Origin of the sequence: Flavobacterium nitrogenifigens, from assembly GCF_003254565.1 — a bacterium.
Classification (GTDB): domain Bacteria; phylum Bacteroidota; class Bacteroidia; order Flavobacteriales; family Flavobacteriaceae; genus Flavobacterium; species Flavobacterium nitrogenifigens.
Genome location: NZ_QJRI01000169.1, coordinates 112,637 through 129,979, shown reverse-complemented (window position 1 = coordinate 129,979; position 17,343 = coordinate 112,637). Strand labels below are relative to the sequence as shown.

The 17,343-nt window shown below is 34.9% G+C and carries 13 protein-coding genes; 2 read left to right on the top strand and 11 right to left on the bottom strand.

What is annotated here, in order from left to right:
- Positions 1 to 211: 211 nt before the first annotated feature.
- The 4 genes from DM397_RS07460 to DM397_RS07445 form a co-directional block, all read right to left on the bottom strand.
- The gene (locus DM397_RS07460) at positions 212 to 1,495 is read right to left on the bottom strand and encodes an efflux RND transporter periplasmic adaptor subunit (RefSeq protein ID WP_111376925.1); all 1,284 of its coding nucleotides are present in this window, start codon (positions 1,493 to 1,495) and stop codon (positions 212 to 214) included.
- A gap of 2 nt (positions 1,496 to 1,497) precedes the next feature.
- A complete protein-coding gene (locus tag DM397_RS07455; RefSeq protein ID WP_111376956.1) occupies positions 1,498 to 2,748 on the bottom strand; it encodes a TolC family protein in 1,251 nt (416 codons plus the stop codon).
- Positions 2,749 to 2,884: 136 nt separating this feature from the next.
- A complete protein-coding gene (locus DM397_RS07450) occupies positions 2,885 to 6,004 on the bottom strand; it encodes an efflux RND transporter permease subunit (protein WP_111376924.1) in 3,120 nt (1,039 codons plus the stop codon).
- A gap of 108 nt (positions 6,005 to 6,112) precedes the next feature.
- Positions 6,113 to 6,436, bottom strand: a complete 324-nt coding sequence (locus DM397_RS07445) for a DUF6660 family protein (protein WP_111369621.1) — start codon at positions 6,434 to 6,436, stop codon at positions 6,113 to 6,115.
- 289 nt (positions 6,437 to 6,725) lie between these two features.
- On the opposite strand from DM397_RS07445, the gene DM397_RS07440 reads away from it, so the two are divergent.
- Together DM397_RS07440 and DM397_RS07435 are read left to right on the top strand one after the other, a co-directional pair.
- Positions 6,726 to 7,847, top strand: a complete 1,122-nt coding sequence (locus DM397_RS07440; RefSeq protein ID WP_111376923.1) for a hypothetical protein — start codon at positions 6,726 to 6,728, stop codon at positions 7,845 to 7,847.
- Positions 7,848 to 7,859: 12 nt separating this feature from the next.
- Positions 7,860 to 8,624 carry a porin family protein gene (locus DM397_RS07435; RefSeq protein ID WP_111376922.1) on the top strand — a complete coding sequence of 255 codons (765 nt, stop codon included), beginning with the start codon at positions 7,860 to 7,862 and terminating at the stop codon, positions 8,622 to 8,624.
- A gap of 199 nt (positions 8,625 to 8,823) precedes the next feature.
- Here DM397_RS07435 and DM397_RS07430 read toward each other — a convergent pair whose 3' ends face one another.
- From DM397_RS07430 to DM397_RS07400, 7 genes are all read right to left on the bottom strand, one after another.
- Positions 8,824 to 9,411: a chemotaxis protein CheB gene (locus DM397_RS07430; protein ID WP_111376921.1), complete on the bottom strand. Its 588-nt coding sequence runs from the start codon at positions 9,409 to 9,411 to the stop codon at positions 8,824 to 8,826.
- Complete coding sequence (locus tag DM397_RS07425; RefSeq protein ID WP_111376920.1) at positions 9,390 to 10,202, bottom strand: CheR family methyltransferase; 813 nt, start codon at positions 10,200 to 10,202, stop codon at positions 9,390 to 9,392. The genes DM397_RS07430 and DM397_RS07425 overlap by 22 nt, the downstream gene beginning before the upstream one ends.
- Positions 10,203 to 10,210: 8 nt before the next feature.
- On the bottom strand, positions 10,211 to 10,576 hold the full coding sequence (locus tag DM397_RS07420) for a response regulator (protein ID WP_111376919.1): 366 nt from the start codon (positions 10,574 to 10,576) through the stop codon (positions 10,211 to 10,213).
- Between the two features lie 17 nt (positions 10,577 to 10,593).
- The gene (locus tag DM397_RS07415; RefSeq protein WP_111376918.1) at positions 10,594 to 14,160 is read right to left on the bottom strand and encodes a response regulator; all 3,567 of its coding nucleotides are present in this window, start codon (positions 14,158 to 14,160) and stop codon (positions 10,594 to 10,596) included.
- Between the two features lie 17 nt (positions 14,161 to 14,177).
- Complete coding sequence (locus DM397_RS07410; protein ID WP_111376917.1) at positions 14,178 to 15,392, bottom strand: hybrid sensor histidine kinase/response regulator; 1,215 nt, start codon at positions 15,390 to 15,392, stop codon at positions 14,178 to 14,180.
- Between the two features lie 398 nt (positions 15,393 to 15,790).
- Positions 15,791 to 16,615, bottom strand: a complete 825-nt coding sequence (locus tag DM397_RS07405; protein WP_111376916.1) for a hypothetical protein — start codon at positions 16,613 to 16,615, stop codon at positions 15,791 to 15,793.
- Positions 16,616 to 16,970: 355 nt separating this feature from the next.
- Positions 16,971 to 17,312, bottom strand: coding sequence for a hypothetical protein (locus DM397_RS07400; protein WP_111376915.1), 342 nt, complete (start codon positions 17,310 to 17,312; stop codon positions 16,971 to 16,973).
- Positions 17,313 to 17,343 lie beyond the last annotated feature (31 nt).

The following is a 17,343-nucleotide window of genomic DNA, read 5'->3' as shown; positions in this document are numbered from 1 at the left end:
AGGTTGAGTACATTCTAATTTGTAGGTTTTAGCCCAACTTTCGCATTTTGGCTAAAGCCATTTCTTATTGTTTCTTGTTACCTCCAGCTAAAGCTGGAGGCAACTCAAATTAATCTCTTAAATCTGCTTTAAAAAAACTTTGCGCCTTAGCGACTTTGCGAGCAAATTCTACTCCAACAAAAAAACTTAGTCACTTAGTATCTTAAAAGAATTAATGTGTATGCTCTCCTCCGCCCTTCATTGCTGAAAGCAGGTAAAATGCACCTTTCGTTACAATTTTTGCATTGGCCGGAATATCATTTACGAACTTCACTTCAGTAAAACCTAAATCGGTTGTTCCTGGCATAACTTCTATAGCTTTAAAGTGTACTTCTTTCTCGTGAGCTTCTTCCTTTTCGCCTGCTACATGCTCGTGTTTTTCTTCTGCGTGTTCTGCTTCTTCAATAAAAACAAAGTACTTATCTGCATTTTTGACCACTGCATCTTTTGGAAGCGCTGGAACTGTTGCATTCGTAATATTAATATTCGCCGAAACATACATTCCCGGAATCAGACCTTTAGCATCAGCAGGATCAATTTTAGCGTGAACTGCAACAGTTTTACTTTCGTTAGAAAAAGATTTATTGATTCCGAATATCTTTCCTTTAATCGATTTATTGGACTGGTTTGTTAAGACAAAGTCAATTACCTGACCAATCGAAATGGAACCTAAATCTTTTTCATATACATTCAAATCCAAATGCATCTGACTATTATCTACCACTTCAAAAAGCGAAACTCCTGTGTTGGCAAAAGCTCCTTTCGCAATATTGATTTTTCCAACAAAACCATTTATTGGCGAAACAATTGGCACTACAGAGGTTGTTCCTTTTGTATTGACATGCAAAGCATCGAGTTTATTTTTTGCAGCTTGTGCACGAGCTCTTTCGGCTGCAAGTTTGGCTTTTACTTCCTGAAAAGTCTTTCTCGGATTTACATTTTCGTCGCTTAATGTTTTCTGACGATTGTATTCTAACTGCAAATACTCAACATTGGCAACAGCCGACTGATAATCTTCCTGCATTCCTATAACTTCCAAATTCTGAATCGTTGCTAGAACTTTCCCTTTATTTACATACGTTCCTTCCAAAACAAAAATATCCTTTACTGTTCCGCCAATTAAAGTCGAAACTTCAGCTGAATTTTGCGGAGGAACTGTCGTGTAGCCATTGGCCTTGATGACTTTGTTAAGGTTTCTATCTTCTACAGAACCTGTTTCAATTCCGACAGTTTTGTATTGAGATTCCGTTAAAGCTACTTCTGTAGTTGACTTTTCTTCTTCCTGTGGTTCTTCAGTTTTCTTTTCATTGCAACTTGTTATAGAAATAACCGCAAAGAACGCAAAGACAAAGCGCAAGGCACGCAAGGAAATTAAACTTTGCGCTCTTTGCGTAAATCCTTTGCTCCCGATAGCTATCGGGATTGCGGTTAAATAACTACTAGATATATTTTTCATTTTTAATTGTTTTTGATGGTTGGAAATTGAAGTTCGATAGCGCTTTGATTGTAGCTGTGCGTCGCTTCTGCAAATTGTTTTTTTATATCGATCGCTTGATTCAGGAAGCTGATATACGACCAATAACTCATATCGCCATTGGCATAGCTTTTCTGAGCAGTTTCAATAATTTGATTGGCATATAACAACCCTTCATTTTGAAAATACGCTAGGTTTTTCTGCTGTTTTTGAAAGTTATTTTGCAATTCTTCCCTTTGCAGATTCAGCATCATTTTGTTCTTATCTAAGGCCAATTGTGACTGCGAAATGCTAATTTCTGCCGCCTTTGCTTTTGTTGTATTAACGCCTCCAAATAACGGAATCTGCAATCCAGCTGTAAAGCCCTGAAAAAGCGATTCTTTATTTATCGTCTGAGCAAAATAGCCTAAACCGACTTTTGGCGTACGTAAAGCTTTAAATGTTCCAGCTTCTTTCTGATAAACCGAAATCTGTTGCTGATAAAAATCGGTCATCAGAGCTTCAGCTTTTGTGTTTTCCTGATTTTCTATAAAAGTATATTGCAAAGCCGTATTTTGATCAGGAACAATATTTTCATTTGTCTGAATAAAAAACTGCAATTGTTTCTGATAGATTGCCAGATCATACTCTAACTGCGCTTTCTGAGTTTCAATTTCCTTTACTTTCGCTTTGGCACTAATCACTTCGATATTTCCGCTTTCTCCCGTTTTAAAACGAAGTTCAGCGTTCTTCAAAAACTTCGTATAAATATCATTCAATTCTGAATTAAGTTTCTGAATAGAAACGCCATACAAATATTGATAATACGCCAATGTAACCGCTTTTTCAATTTCATAAGAAGACAGCGCTTTTTGTTTTTCGGCCAATTTTGCCAATTCTTCCTGCAATTGTCTGTTCGCTTTGGTAATATTTCCTAACGGAAAAAACTGCTGTACCGAAACATTATGATCGTAATCGGCACTATTGAACTGACCGCCCTGATATTGCACTTGAAGTGGATCTGGCTGAAAAGCTGCTTTTTTAAGAACGGTTTGCTTTTCGATCTCTTTATCAGCAATTTTTAAATCGATGTTGTTTGATTTTGCGAGTTCTATTGCTTTTTCAAGGCTTATAGTTTGCTGTGCAAATGTTGCTGTACTTGCTAATAGAAATGTGCTTAACCGCAAAGTTCGCAAGGTTTTTTTCGCAAAGTTCGCAAAGATTTTGGTTTGCATTTTATATATTGAATTTTTCATTTTTATCATTTTTTGTCTCCCGCAGATCTTGCAGATTAAGCAGATTTTTTCTTTTTAAATTAATCTGCCAGATCTGCGAGAGAAATTATTTTAGACACACAGTAATAATTATCTAATTATCAAATTTTCTCATTTACTAATTATCTCTGCGGTTAAATCTCTCCAACAATAAATACAAAATCGGTAAAACGATTAAAGTTAATAGTGTGGCTGAGATTAATCCTCCAATTACTACGGTTGCCAAAGGTTTCTGCACTTCTGCCCCGCCGCTTGTCGACAATGCCATTGGAAGAAATCCTAATGAAGCAACAGCAGCCGTCATTAAAACAGGACGTAAACGTGTTTTGGTTCCAATAAGGATTCTCTGAAACGGATCTGAAATACCTTCTGTTTTTAACTGGTTGAAATACGAAATCAGTACAATTCCGTTTAAAACCGCAATTCCGAATAAGGCAATAAAACCAATTCCGGCAGAAATGCTAAACGGCATTCCTCTTAGCGAAAGCGCAAAAACACCTCCAATGGCTGATAACGGAATCGCACTAAAAATCAGCAGTGCTTGTTTGGCACTTTTGAAAGTAAAATATAGCAAGACCAAAATCAGTCCTAAAGCAATTGGTAAGGCTACAGAAAGTCTTTTTGAAGCTTCAATCAGATTTTCGAACTGTCCGCCATAAGTCACATAATAACCTGAAGGAAGTTTGAAGTTTTTATCCAATTTTGCCTGAATTTCTTCTACAACACTTTTAATGTCTCTTCCACGAACGTTTAATCCAACAGTGATTCTTCGTTTTCCGTCTTCGCGGATAACCTGTACAGGCCCTTGTTCATATTCGACAGAAGCCACCTGAGAAAGTGGTACTTGCTGTCCGTTTGGAAGCGGAATAAACAAATTACTTACATCTGTGATATCGCCACGATTGTTTTCATCCATTCTCACCACAACATCAAACCTTTTGCTTTCATCGTAAATCTTTCCCGCGACTTCGCCAGCAAAAGACGAGCGGATAATCTGGTTGATATCTGAAATATTCAGCCCGTAAAGCGCAATTTTATCATAATCGTATTTGATAGTAATTTGCGGTAAACCTGTTACCTTATCAGCTTTTAGATCTCCGATTCCTTCTATTCCTTTTATTTTCGAAATCAATTCTGTCGCTTTAGCATCCAGAATTTCCAAATCGTCACCAAAAATTTTGATTGCAATATCAGATCGGCTTCCCGTCATTAATTCGTTAAAACGCATTTGGATTGGCTGCGAAATTTCGATATTCGCTCCTGGAATAATCTCCATTTCTTCTTTCATGGCATTAGCCAATTCTTCCCAATTACTATATTTGCTTCTCCATTCTTTTTTGTCTTTTAAAACAATAATTAAATCCCCACTTTCTATTGGCATAGGATCGGTCGGAATTTCACCACTTCCTATTTTTGTTACAATGGTTTTAATTTCAGGGAATTTGGCTTTCAGAATCTGTTCGTACTTTGTAGTAGTTTCAACCATTTGAGTAAGCGAACTTCCCGTCATAATGGTGGCATTGATTGCTAAATCGCCTTCTTCGATTGTTGGGATAAATTCACCGCCCATATTTTGGAAAACAATAAAAGCAAAGGCAAATAATCCTACAGCAACAGAAAGCACTACTTTTTTAAACGCTAAAGCTTTATTCAATAAAGGCGTGTAACGGTTTTCTAGCCACGCAATCATACGGTCACTGAAATTTTCTTTGTGTTCCGTTTTCTTCGAAAGAAACAAAGCACTCATCATCGGAATATAAGTCAGCGAAAGAATAAATGCTCCTATAATGGCAAAACCAACTGTCATAGCCATTGGCTTGAACATTTTTCCTTCTGTTCCAATTAAAGCTAGAATTGGCAGATATACGATCAAAATGATAATCTCACCAAAAGCTGCACTATTCCTGATTTTTGAAGCCGAATTATAAACCTCATCGTCCATTTCTTCCTGAGTCAATTCTTTTTTGTTTTTGAATTTCTGGAGATGATGCATCGTGGCTTCGACAATGATTACGGCACCATCGACAATGATTCCAAAATCTATGGCTCCGAGACTCATTAAGTTTCCGCTTACGCCAAAGGCATTCATTAAAATAACAGCAAACAGCATTGCCAACGGAATCACTGAGGCGACAATTAACCCTGCACGAAGATTTCCTAAGAATAATATCAAAACAAAAATTACGATTAATGCTCCTTCTAATAAATTCTTTGTAATTGTTTTAATGGAATTGTCAACGAGTTTTCCTCTATCAATAAAAGCTTCGGCAACAACTCCTTCTGGAAGGCTTTTGTTAATCTGAGCCATTTTTTCGTGCACACGATTAACAACTGCGCTTGAGTTTTCTCCCTTTAACATCAAAACTAGTCCCGAAACAATTTCACCTTTTCCGTCTTTGGTCGAAGCTCCATAACGTAGTGCTATACCTTCACGAACCTGTGCAACATTGCGAACCAGAACGGGCGAACCATTACGGTTTTTCACAACTACATTTTCAAGGTCTTTAATGCCTTTTGCCATTCCGACACCGCGGATAAAATACGTGTATTGGTCTTTTTCGATGTATGCTCCACCCGTATTCTGATTGTTTTTTTCTAAAGCCTCAAAAATTTCGGTAATTGTAACGCCCAAACTATTGAGCATGTTTGGATTTACGGCAATTTCAAACTGCTTGAGTTTTCCTCCCCAAGAACTTACTTCAGCAACTCCTTTAATTCCTTGCAATTGCGGAATAATAATCCAATCCTGAATTGTTCTCAGTTCAATTGCACTATATTTGTTTTCATAGCCTTTTTTGGCATAAACATCGTACTGGTAAATTTCTCCTAAACCTGTAGAAATTGGTGCTAACTCTGGAGAATCTACATAATCTGGTATATTTTCTTCCGCTTGTTTTAAGCGCTGGAATATCTGTTCACGCGCCCAATAAATATCTACATCATCTTCAAAAACAACGGTTACAACCGATAATCCGAAACGAGAAATACTGCGGAGTTCTATCACATTTGGAACTGTTTTAACAGCTCTTTCTAAGGGATACGTGATTAATTGTTCGATTTCCTGACTTGCCAATGTTGGTGCAGTTGTAATAATCTGAACCTGATTGTTGGTTACATCTGGCAGGGCATCGAGCGGTAATTTTTTAAGCGAATAGCTTCCCCAAGCAATGAGCGCAAGGGTAAATAATAATATGACGAATTTGTTTCGTATACTAAACTTGATAATTTTATCTAACATTTGAATATATAATGACGTGAGAAATTAGACAATTAAATTGTCTGTAAATGTGTGGAAAGTCCACAACTCTCTCGCCCGTTTTCGATCTTTATCGAACAGGCACAATCATTATGCTATCTGAGGGGGCTGCCAAATACTTCCGTAGAAATTGGAAATAAAAACAGAATTGTAACTTGGTAAAGCAATTGAAATTTGATTGTAAGTTTTAGGAAACTCAAAACTTACAGCAGAATGGTAACTTAAAACCTGTGCGCCACAGCAATTACAGGCACAAAACGGAGAACATAAATCATTTGTTTTATCATGAGAATGATTATCTTCTGAAGCAAACTGAGCCGTTTTATGCATAGCACTGTTTACTTCCATATCTGCACATGGCATATTAGACAATGCCAACAGGTAAATTGATAATATGATTGTTATCCATTTCACAGTTGTAAAAGTACAATTATTTTTTTAATTGTAATTGATGGCAATAATTCCTAAAAGAAAAAAAACTTAAAATTATCCTAAAATTATTTTTAAAGCTTTTCTCATTTTCTCATTTAATTTTTGTCGGAGGTAAGAAAATTTCGTTAACTTTAACACTAATTAACACATTATTAAGCTTTAATTTATAATAAAACCTATTTAGCATACAAGATAAAAAGATTCCCATAACAGCATTAGTACATATTTATTTTTCGCAGTTTAATTAATTAACATTAAAACACTCTAATCAATGAAATGTAATACACTAATATCAGCCTTTTTATTACTATTTAGCTTGCAAATTTTCGGACAGGTTTATACCGACAAAATTGTAGGAAAGAAAAATGAAGAATTAAAAGACAGTCTTAAAGTCGAAAAATACCCGTACGCTCTACCAATCTGGGGAGAAAAAGTAGCTCAAAAAGGCTATAAACTTCCTTATTCTGCAGGAGTATCTGTTAATTATTTTTGGCAGGAATCTGAAATTGTTATTAATGATTTAAATATTGGCTTTAATCATGGCCCCCAATATAACTTAGATGAAATTGTGCGATTTAATAAATCAACAGTTGAAGCTGGTGCACTTACTATTAGACCAGATGTTTGGTTACTTCCCTTTTTAAATATTTATGGAATTTTTGGAAAAGCCAAAACAGCAACTAAAATTAATGCTGGCATTTGGGTCCCGGACGCTGATAACAATTGGTCTGAAATTGCAAATTTCAGTACCAAAGCAAATTTTGACGCTACTACTTTTGGTATAGGTATGACACCAACAATTGGTATTGGCGGAGGCTGGTTTGCACTAGATATGAACATGGCTTGGACCGACATTAGTTCACTGGATAAACCTGCATTCTCTTATATTTTTGGTCCAAGATTAGGAAAAACATTTAAATTCAAAAAACCAGACACCAATATAGCGGTTTGGGTTGGAGCTTTTAGAGTTCATATTTCTGGAGATACTAATGGAGATTTACCTTTATCTGATTTTATTGATCTAAGCAGTGCTCAGGCTAAAGTGGATAGTGGACTTCAAAAAGTATCTGAAAATCAGACAAAAGTAGATAACTGGTGGGATAGTTTGAGTCCAGCTGAACAAAAAAATCCAGTTAATATTGCCAAGCATAATACTGCTGACAGAGCTTTAGATAGAGCAGGGACATTTTTAGCAACTCTGGACGGAGCATTGAGCACAGCCTCAGATTCATCTGTGCAATATTCGCTTCAAAAAAGACCAAAAGATATGTGGAACTTTATTATTGGATCTCAATATCAATTCAGCAGACATGTTATGTTTCGTGCAGAGTGCGGTTTCTTAGGAAGTCGTACCCAAGTATTAGGAAGTTTACAATACCGTTTTGGACTGTAATTATCCATTTATATGAAAAAGATTTTATTAATCGTTTTTACTTTCTTTTGTATTAGTTCTGCCCAATCCCAAGTCCTAATTTCCTTAATATTTGGAGACAAACTCAATTCTGAGTTTTTAGAATTTGGTCTTGAAGGCGGCGCAAATTTTTCTACCATTTCAAACATGGGGTCTTCTGCTTTAAATCCAGGTTTCAATCTTGGTTTTTACTTTGACTTCAGGTCTAAGAAAAATCCAGCTTGGATGATTAATACTGGAGTAATTGTAAAATCGCCTATGGGAGCCAAAGATATTCCCGTGTATTCTTTGAATGATGAAAATCTGGACAATACTTTTACAGGTGGACATGTAAATCGTGAAATCCGTTATTTTAATGTTCCTATATTAATTAAATATCAATTCAAAAATAATATCTATCTTAAAACAGGCCCACAATTTGGTTTATTGGCTAAAGCTTTTGATGAGTTTAAAAACGAAATCAACGATGACGATGTAGTTTACAAGAAAAATATTAGAGACCAAATACATGTTATAGATGCGGGACTTGCTTTTGGTGCCGGCTATCATATGAATGTTGGAAATGGTTTAAATATTACAGTTCAATACTACTATGGACTTGTTACTGTAATGAAAGGCGACGGTCCAAATAATCAATATAATAGATCTTTGTATGTGACGGCAGGAATTCCAATCGGGAAAGGAAAAGCAGCGCAAAGAAGAGCTGAAAAAGAAGCAGAATTGAATAAAGTTGTGCTTCCAGAAGACGAGAAAAAATAGTCTTTTATAATTCAAAAAGCATATTTCGCTCCGCTGGAGCTCTTTATCAGTCTGTGTCTATTATTATTTGCTATAAATATTTCGTCCCTCTGGGACTATTTACTTGACAAAAGCTTCTGAGAAGCGAAATATTTATAGCAATAATTTTATAAGTATCCAAAAAGCCCCAGAGGGGCGATACTTCATTTCAATCAACTTCCTATTCCCGATTTATTCCTTTTATAAACTCCAGAATTTCTTCGGTATTTAAAATAAAATCTGGCGTTGTGTGCAGAATCGCGTTGTTTGGCATAAAAGGCATATCTGCAGAAAGCGGATTCTGGACTACACTTATACCGCCTGCTGCCTGTATTGCCCTCAATCCAACTGTTCCATCCGAATTGGAACCCGAAAGCAATATTCCGATCAAATGTTCTCTATATATTTCCGCAGCAGACTCAAAAGAGACATCTATGCTTGGTCTACTGTAGTTTATTTTTTCTGAAGTATCTAATGAAAGCGTTTCGTTTTTCTCAAATAATAAATGATAATTGGAAGGAGCGATATAAATAAATCCCGATACGAGTTTTACTTTATCTTCTACTTCTTTTACTTTTATTTTTGATTTTAAAGCAATTAAGTCTTCTAGAGTTTGTTCGTCTGAGTTTTTTCTATGAACAACGATGACAATAGCAAAAGAAATCGGATTTTCTATAAAAGGCAAAATCTGCAATAATGCCTGTAAACTTCCTGCCGAACCGCCAATTATAACTACTCTACAATTTGTTATTCTTTTATTTTCCTCCATATTTTCTCTTTAGCAAATTGTTTGTATTTGGTTTGAGATATAGAATATTTTATCGTTTCTTTTGTTCCGAGTGCTAAGAAACCTAGCACAGCCAAACTGTCGTCAAATAAGTTTACGACTCTTTTCTGCAGATTATTATCAAAATAAATTAAAACATTGCGACACAATATGAGATCAAACTCATTAAATGAAGTGTCTGAAACTAAATTATGCTGTGAGAAAACCATTTTTTCAGAAAGATTTTCGTTGAACTTTGCAAAACCGTAATTGGCAATGTAATAATCTGAAAAATCCTGCTGTCCGCCAGCATCGCGATAATTATCAGCATAGTCTTTTATCATTCGCAACGGAAAAATACCGCTTTTGGCCGTTTCTAGTACCGAAGCGTTTATGTCTGTTGCATACAATATTGATTTGTGCAATAAACCTTCTTCTTTGAGCATAATGGCCATGGAATAAACTTCTTCTCCTGTAGAGCATCCTGCGTGCCAAATACGAATAAAAGGTTTTGTTCCTAACAACGGAAGAACTTCTTTTCTAAGTGTAAGATAAAATGAGGGATCGCGAAACATCTCGGTTACATTAACCGTAATTTCGTCAATCATTCTTTTATAATACTCGGGATCTGTGCGGACTTTAGACAAAAAATCATGAAAATGTTTAAATCCTTCCAAAGCAAATACTCTGCTTACTCGTCTTTTAAGTGAGGCTCTTGAATAACTTCCAAAATCAAAACCATAATATTCGTAAACATCATTTATAAGGGTTTCTAGTTCAATATCTTCAATCATAATTCACTTTAATTTCCTCTCAAAATCTGAAGTAATTTGTCAACATCTACAGGTTTTGAAATGTAAGCATCTGCTCCAGCTTGCAAACATTTTTCTTTATCTCCTGCCATTGCCTGTGCCGTTACAGCAACGATTAATGTAGATTCCTGAGACGGAATTGCCTTTATAAGCGGAATTGCTTCGTAGCCATCCATTTCTGGCATCATCATATCTAGTAAAACTGCATCAATAGATGCGTCTTGACGCAATATTTTTAAGGCTTCTTCGGCACTTAGACAAGATATACAGTCATACGATTTTGCTTTTAAGGTATTTACCATAGCAAAAATATTTCTAGAATCATCATCTACAATCAACACTCGTTTTTTTCCCATTTACAGCATTTTAAAGATTAGATTTTATCGTACAGCCAAACTCTCAGCAACGATAACAGCTGGTCTACATCTACAGGTTTTGTAATATAATCTGAAGCTCCTGCCTTAATACATTTCTCCCTGTCGCCAGTCATAGCTTTGGCTGTTACCGCGATTACAGCTAAGTTAAGGAATTTAGGATTACTTCTTATCTTTTCGGCAGTTTCGTAGCCGTCCATGTTTGGCATCATCATGTCTAGCAATACTACATCTGTATCTGGGTTTTCATCCAAAATTTTAATCGCCTCTTTTCCGTCAAAAGCCGTAATTACATTCATTTTAAATGCTTCTAAAGCTTTTGATAGCGAATATATATTTCGTACATCATCATCTACGATTAATACTTTTTTCTCAAATAGAATATTATTGAGCGAATTGAGTTTCTTGTGACTTTCTTTTTTATGGTCTCCATTCTTTTTTTCTTCTACCAAATGAAGGAAAAGCGAAACCTCATCGAGCATTCTCTGGTAAGAATGTGCTGTTTTTACAATAATCGAATCGGCATATTTTCTAATTTTCAATTCTTCTTTTATAGACAAGCTTTTTCCTGTAAAGACAATTACTGGCAGATTTTCTAATCCTGGACTTTTCTTTACGCCATCTAGAATTTCATAAGCCTGTTTGTCTGGAATTCCCATATCTAAAATTACACAATCGATGTCTTTTTTGGTTAAGGCCGATAAACCTGCTGAAACTTCGCTTTTAATTTCAGAATTGATATTATACGTTTCTAAGAAATAAGCCAATGCTTTAGCATGTTTCGGGTTATCTTCAATAATTAAAACTTTCTGAGATTCTTTGTTTATAATGTGCTCAATACGCATAAAAACCTCTGGAATCTTGTCAAAAGCAACTGGTTTATCTAAGAAATCTACAGCCCCTTTTAACAGACTTTCCTGTTTCAACTTGTGCGAAGACATTATGTGTACCGAAATATGTTTGGTTTGAGAATGATTTTTTAATTCTTCTAAAACCTCCCAGCCACTCTTAATTGGAAGTTCGATATCCAATAAAATTCCGATTGGTTTGTAGATTAAAGCAAAATTCAAAGCATAATCTCCTCTTACTGCAACGACGCCTTTATAGCCTTTTTTCTGAGTAAAAGCCAATAATGATTTAGCAAAGCTAATGTCATCTTCTACAATCAGGATTACCTTATTACCTTCCGTAATTGAATGTCTGTCGTCTTCAATTTCTTCTGGAACAATATCGCTGATATATCTTGGTTTTTCTTCTTCATTTTCAGATTGAACTTCAATCTCTTCAGCTTCTGGAATTTTATTTATTGATACTTTATTGATTGCAAATCCTAAAACTGGCAGGCATAAAGTAAATGTACTTCCTTCGTTTACTTTACTGTGCAGAATGATTTCTCCTCGCAATAATTTAGCCAATTCACGGCTAATTGACAATCCTAAACCTGTTCCGCCATATTTACGTTTGGTAGAACCGTCTGCTTGCTGGAAAGCTTCAAAAATTAAAGGCTGTTTCTCTACCGGAATTCCGATTCCTGTATCTTTTACAATAAAGCAGATTATTTTATCATCGTCTGTATCGACTTTAATTTCAAGAGAAACGGTTCCTTTTTCAGTAAATTTAATGGCATTTGAAATCAGGTTTTTTAGAATCTGCTCCAAGCGCATTTTATCTGTTTTAATCACAATTGGCGCTTCTTTGGCAATAATTTCAAAATCAATTCCCTTCTCCTTTGCCACCATATAAAACAGATTATGAAGGTTATCTGTGATTTCTTTAGTTGAAACATCCAAGAATTCCAGTTCCATTTTACCCGCTTCAATCTTAGATAAATCCAGAATTTCATCAATTAGTCCTAGCAAACTGTTACCCGAACTCTGAATCACTTTTGCAAATTCGATTTCTTCATTGTTCATTGTCTGATTGTTATTTTCAGACAGCAGACGGCTCAACAGCAAAATCGAGTTCAATGGCGTTCTCAACTCGTGCGACATATTGGCCAAAAACTCAGATTTGTAACGGGTTGTCAATTCTAAAGCTTCTGATTTTTTCTGGATTTCGGTATTTTTTTCTTCCAATAAAACACTTCTTTCAGACAATTCTTCATTGGTTTGCTCCAATTCTTCTTGCTGTACGCGAAGTTCTTCTTCTGAAGCCTGCAGTTTTTCGGTCTGCGCTTCTAATTCTGCATTTATCGCTTCCAATTCGCTATGCTGAATCTGAAGTTCTTCTGCTTGCGATTTCGTTTCTTCCAGAAGTTCCATTACCCTTTTACGGTTCTGAGTTGCTTTTAAGGCAATTCCGATATTATTGGCTACAATATTCAAAAACTCAAGCTGCAACATCGAAAATCCGTATATGCTAGCCAGCTCTACCGCTCCCTCAATCTTGAAATCCATTAAAGGTAATGCCACGATATGAGTTGGTTTTATTTCTCCTAATGCATAATTGATCTGAATATCTTCAGGAGAAAGTGTTTTTAGCTCCAACATTTTTCCAGAAACAATAGATTGTCCAATCAACCCCTCGCCTTTCTTAATTCGTTCTCTGTTTTTACTCGGTATATAGCTGTAACCTCCCGTAACAGTCAATTCTTCTCCATCTACAACATACAAAACTCCAGCGCTGCTGTTGGTATATTGGCATAAAAATTCGATTACATCTTTAGATAATTTCTGAATTGTTTTTTCGCCAAGCATTTTATCATTCAAAGTTGCAACACCCGACTGAAGCCATTCTTTTTGAGATAGTAATTCGAAAGAATCCTTTAATGAATCTTTCATATTATGGATTGATGTTCCTAAAGCTCCTAAAGTGTCGGCTTTTCTATCATCTATCTGAACATCATAATTTCCTTTAGAAATTTGTGTGGCAATACCGCTTATTACTTTCAGCCTTTCAGCAGTTTCTTTATCTTTTTTCTCCAGCTCGCGCTGCAACAACGATCTTTCGTTATAATCTTTTAGAATTCGGATCATAAAAACGATCGAAATAAGAAAAGCAATAAAAAAGGCAATAACGATTAAAATCAAACTGTAATTTCCGTAGCGTTCTGAATTTGAATTGCGTTCGTCTAAAAGTTTCTGTTCTGTATTTTCTACTTTCCTGATGATTGCTCTCATGTCATTCATCATCTTTCTGCCTTCATTCAAATCAAAAATCAGCGTTTCTTTGCTTAAACGCTTTTTTACAATCTGATTGTTTAAATATTTAAAGAAACCTGAACGTTTATCGCGTAATTCTTCCAGTAACTTTCTCTGCGCAGGATTGTCAACTGTAAGCTCATCCAATTTTTCAAAATAACTGTTTGACTTGGCTTCAGCTTCATTAAATCGGTCCACAAACTGTTCGTCTCCTGTAAGCAGATATCCTCTCATGCTCGTCTGCGCTTCTGTAATAATTGCCGAACCTTCATTTAGATTGTAAATCACGTCCTGAGTATGATTGACCCAAAAGTTACTTTCTAACAAGCTTTTGATGCTAATGAAAGAAGCAACAGAACTAACCGTAAGTACAAGAAGGGAAACTAGCGAACTGATTAATAAGTTTCTTTTAAAATTACCATTCATATATTTCTAAATTATTTTTATTCGTATTTTAAAGGAAGTACAATGATAAAACTTGCGCCTTCTCCAAATTTGCTTTTTGCTGTGATCAATCCGTTGTGTTTTTCTATTATTTTTTTAGCAATTGCTAAACCAATTCCGGTTCCTTCGTAGGTTTGGCGGTCATTTAAGCTTTGGAAAATAATAAAAATTCGATCGAGATAAATTTCATCAAAACCAATTCCGTTGTCTTTTACTGTAATTCTGCAAAATTTTCCTTCGGGAGAAGTCGGACTATCAATTGATTTTTCTAAAATGGTTTCTGAAGTAATTTCGATTACCGGTTTTTCTTCATTTCCAGAAAATTTTAAAGCATTCCCTATCAGATTTTGAAAAACCTGTCGCATCTGACTGGGAATGCTATCAACTGTTGGAAGTTCGTTGGTTTTTATAATTGCATTTTTACGTTCTATTAGATAATCAAAATCGCCTAGCACTTCCTGCAAAACCACATTTAAATCTGTTTTTTCAGGTTTAACCTGTGCCGAAAGCCTAGAATAAGCCAAAAGATCGGTGATTAAAGTCTGCATTCTTTCTGCCGATTTTATGGTTCGATCAACATAATCTAAAGCCTTGTCATCTGCTTTTAAGTAAAGGTCTTTTATAATTTTGATAAAGATTTGAATTTTTCTAATTGGCTCATTCAAATCGTGCGAAACCACCCAAGAAAACTGCTGCAATTCATGATTTCGAAGTTCCAATTCTTCATTTTTCTGAACCAGTTCTTTTGTCCGTTCTGCAATTTTGATTTCCAGATTATCCTGCGCTTCTTTTCTAATTTTGATTTCTTTAGAAAGCAGATCTTTTATCGCTTTAAGCTCGTTTTGCTGTTCGTAAATTTTAATAAAGGTTTTTACTTTTAGAATCAGCAAATCACTATCTACGGGTTTTGTAATGTATTCAACAGCTCCAGTTTCATATCCTTTAAAGATGTATTTTTTTTCTGTATTGATAGCTGAAAGAAAAATAACTGGAATATCTTTTGTGCGTTGATTTCCTGAAAGGATTTTAACCACTTCAAAGCCGTCAAGTCCAGGCATCTGAACATCCATAATAATCAGGCAGTAATCTGTTTTTAGGATTTTTTTGAGAGCTTCTTCACCAGATTCGGCACTATCAACATCGATATTATGCAACTCTAATGTTTTTTGCAGCGCGATAATATTCGCTCTTATATCGTCTACAATTAATACCATGTCGGAAAGCTAAATCGGTTGTAAATCAAAACACTTATTTTTAAAATGAAATATAAAAATTTTCTTATTTTTTAAATAAATAGCAAATGAGCTGTTAAAAAATGATGCGGAAAATCTCAAATGTATAAAAAATTTAACGGTAAGGCTTTTTATTTAAATCGGAAATAGTTACAAAATTCCCATCTTTTACAGTCGTTTTGTACGTAAGGCATGATTGCTAACTTATTAGAAATTTCTTATTATTTTGACACATTTACAAAATACAAGTGTTTTCATACAGATTTATCATCTTACTTTTGAAATTGTCGTGTGGGCAGTTTGCGGCATTTTGAAAAAAGAAAAAAAACAGCTCGATCGAAGCTGTTTTTTTTGAAAAGTGAAGGATATAATAATGCTTACTAGCTAGCTAATTTTTGGTTGTAAGGTTCTAATTCTAAATATTTTCCCTTTAGAACTCTCGATTGCAAGTTTCTTTTAAAAGACAGCACTGGCGCTACAATATGTCCGAAACCAATCTCTGACAGCTTTTTAACTTCAGTCATTTGCTTAGCAGCAAAATTCAGAATAGGCTCAAACGTAGTTAGATAATTATAACTATGTTGCGCTATCTCCATCTCTAAAATTTCTCGCAAAATGTTTTTCATCATCAAATAACGAACTGTTCCTTGTTTTGGCAATGCTTTAAGTTCTTGAAACTTCTCTCCTATTTTTAGATTCTCGGTTCCGATGTATAAATAATTTCTAGATTCGTTGGTAAATCTTTTTTTAACCTGAAAAGCAAAATCAGCATTTTCTACAGCGTTCAGATTTGTTGGTATTCCGATCAATGAAAACTGAATCTGTTTATGGCTTTCAAAATACAAAACGCTATTAATTGCAGATGAATTACTCATAATACCCGATTGATGCTCTTTTAAGCTTTTAACAGCACCATTTGCGCCAAAACCGTGCAATAGGTTTCCTTTTTCGCAGTAAGCAAAAAAAACAGGCGCTAATGGATTAGATTCGACACTTAAATTAACATCCTGATTGAAAGTCAAATCGAAATTGAGATATGACATTTCTTTTTCAAAACGTACTCCAGAAATGCTTCCCGTTGCCCATTTTGACTTAATTGTTAATCTATATTCGTTAGCGTTGCTCAATAAGTGCCCGCCAAAATTCTCTTTTAGATTATTAAAAACAGCATCAAAGCTTCCAGTATTTAAGTAAAGTTTTTTCATATACGGTTTGGTTTTAATAAAGTGGCTAGTAATTATTTTACTTAAAAAAACTAACCTTGGTTTTTACATCATTTCTATAATCCAAATTTCGTTTATATTGTAAGTCAAATCTTTATAGAATTTTACGGAGATATTTCATAATTTATATTTCGAGGGACAAAGGTGCAGAGGGACAAAGGTTCAAAGGTTTATAAGCTTTGTCTCTGAACCTTTTAGACAAAAACAAACTTCAAAGAAAAACCTCTGAACCTTTGTCCCTCTGCACCTTTGTCCCTCAAAAAAAAGCAGCTGCCTCAAATAAATTTGAAACAACTGCTCATCAGCAAAATAAAAATACTAATCTATTTTTATTCTTTTAAGTCAATTCGTTTATGTCTGCATTTTTAGAATAATTGGCTTTCGGAATATCTTTAAAAAATTCGGCTTCTTCCAAATCGGCCATTGGACCATATCCTAATAAATGTGTTCCTTTTCTTTTATCTTTTGTTTCGATAACATACAAAATCGACATATCATCAGGATCACTCATTCCTTCGTATCGATGATGTGCTACAATAAATATATCTTCAGGATTATAGATTTCTTTGGTTTCTGAATCTACTAGACGATCATTTTCGAATATATAGTTTGCAGTATATCCCTCTTCTTGATACCTTTTAATATTATCGGTTTCATGTTTTGAATCTTCTCGTTTCATATCTTTTCAGTTTATCTGTTTATCAAATTTC

What these genes read in the sequence shown, in the direction of transcription:
- DM397_RS07460 (WP_111376925.1), bottom strand. Translation starts at nt 1,495, where the DNA reads ATGAAAAATATATCTAGTAGTTATTTAACCGCAATCCCGATAGCTATC.
- DM397_RS07455 (WP_111376956.1), bottom strand. Translation starts at nt 2,748, where the DNA reads ATGAAAAATTCAATATATAAAATGCAAACCAAAATCTTTGCGAACTTT.
- DM397_RS07450 (WP_111376924.1), bottom strand. Translation starts at nt 6,004, where the DNA reads ATGTTAGATAAAATTATCAAGTTTAGTATACGAAACAAATTCGTCATA.
- DM397_RS07440 (WP_111376923.1), top strand. Translation starts at nt 6,726, where the DNA reads ATGAAATGTAATACACTAATATCAGCCTTTTTATTACTATTTAGCTTG.
- DM397_RS07435 (WP_111376922.1), top strand. Translation starts at nt 7,860, where the DNA reads ATGAAAAAGATTTTATTAATCGTTTTTACTTTCTTTTGTATTAGTTCT.
- DM397_RS07430 (WP_111376921.1), bottom strand. Translation starts at nt 9,411, where the DNA reads ATGGAGGAAAATAAAAGAATAACAAATTGTAGAGTAGTTATAATTGGC.
- DM397_RS07425 (WP_111376920.1), bottom strand. Translation starts at nt 10,202, where the DNA reads ATGATTGAAGATATTGAACTAGAAACCCTTATAAATGATGTTTACGAA.
- DM397_RS07420 (WP_111376919.1), bottom strand. Translation starts at nt 10,576, where the DNA reads ATGGGAAAAAAACGAGTGTTGATTGTAGATGATGATTCTAGAAATATT.
- DM397_RS07415 (WP_111376918.1), bottom strand. Translation starts at nt 14,160, where the DNA reads ATGAATGGTAATTTTAAAAGAAACTTATTAATCAGTTCGCTAGTTTCC.
- DM397_RS07410 (WP_111376917.1), bottom strand. Translation starts at nt 15,392, where the DNA reads ATGGTATTAATTGTAGACGATATAAGAGCGAATATTATCGCGCTGCAA.
- DM397_RS07405 (WP_111376916.1), bottom strand. Translation starts at nt 16,615, where the DNA reads ATGAAAAAACTTTACTTAAATACTGGAAGCTTTGATGCTGTTTTTAAT.
- DM397_RS07400 (WP_111376915.1), bottom strand. Translation starts at nt 17,312, where the DNA reads ATGAAACGAGAAGATTCAAAACATGAAACCGATAATATTAAAAGGTAT.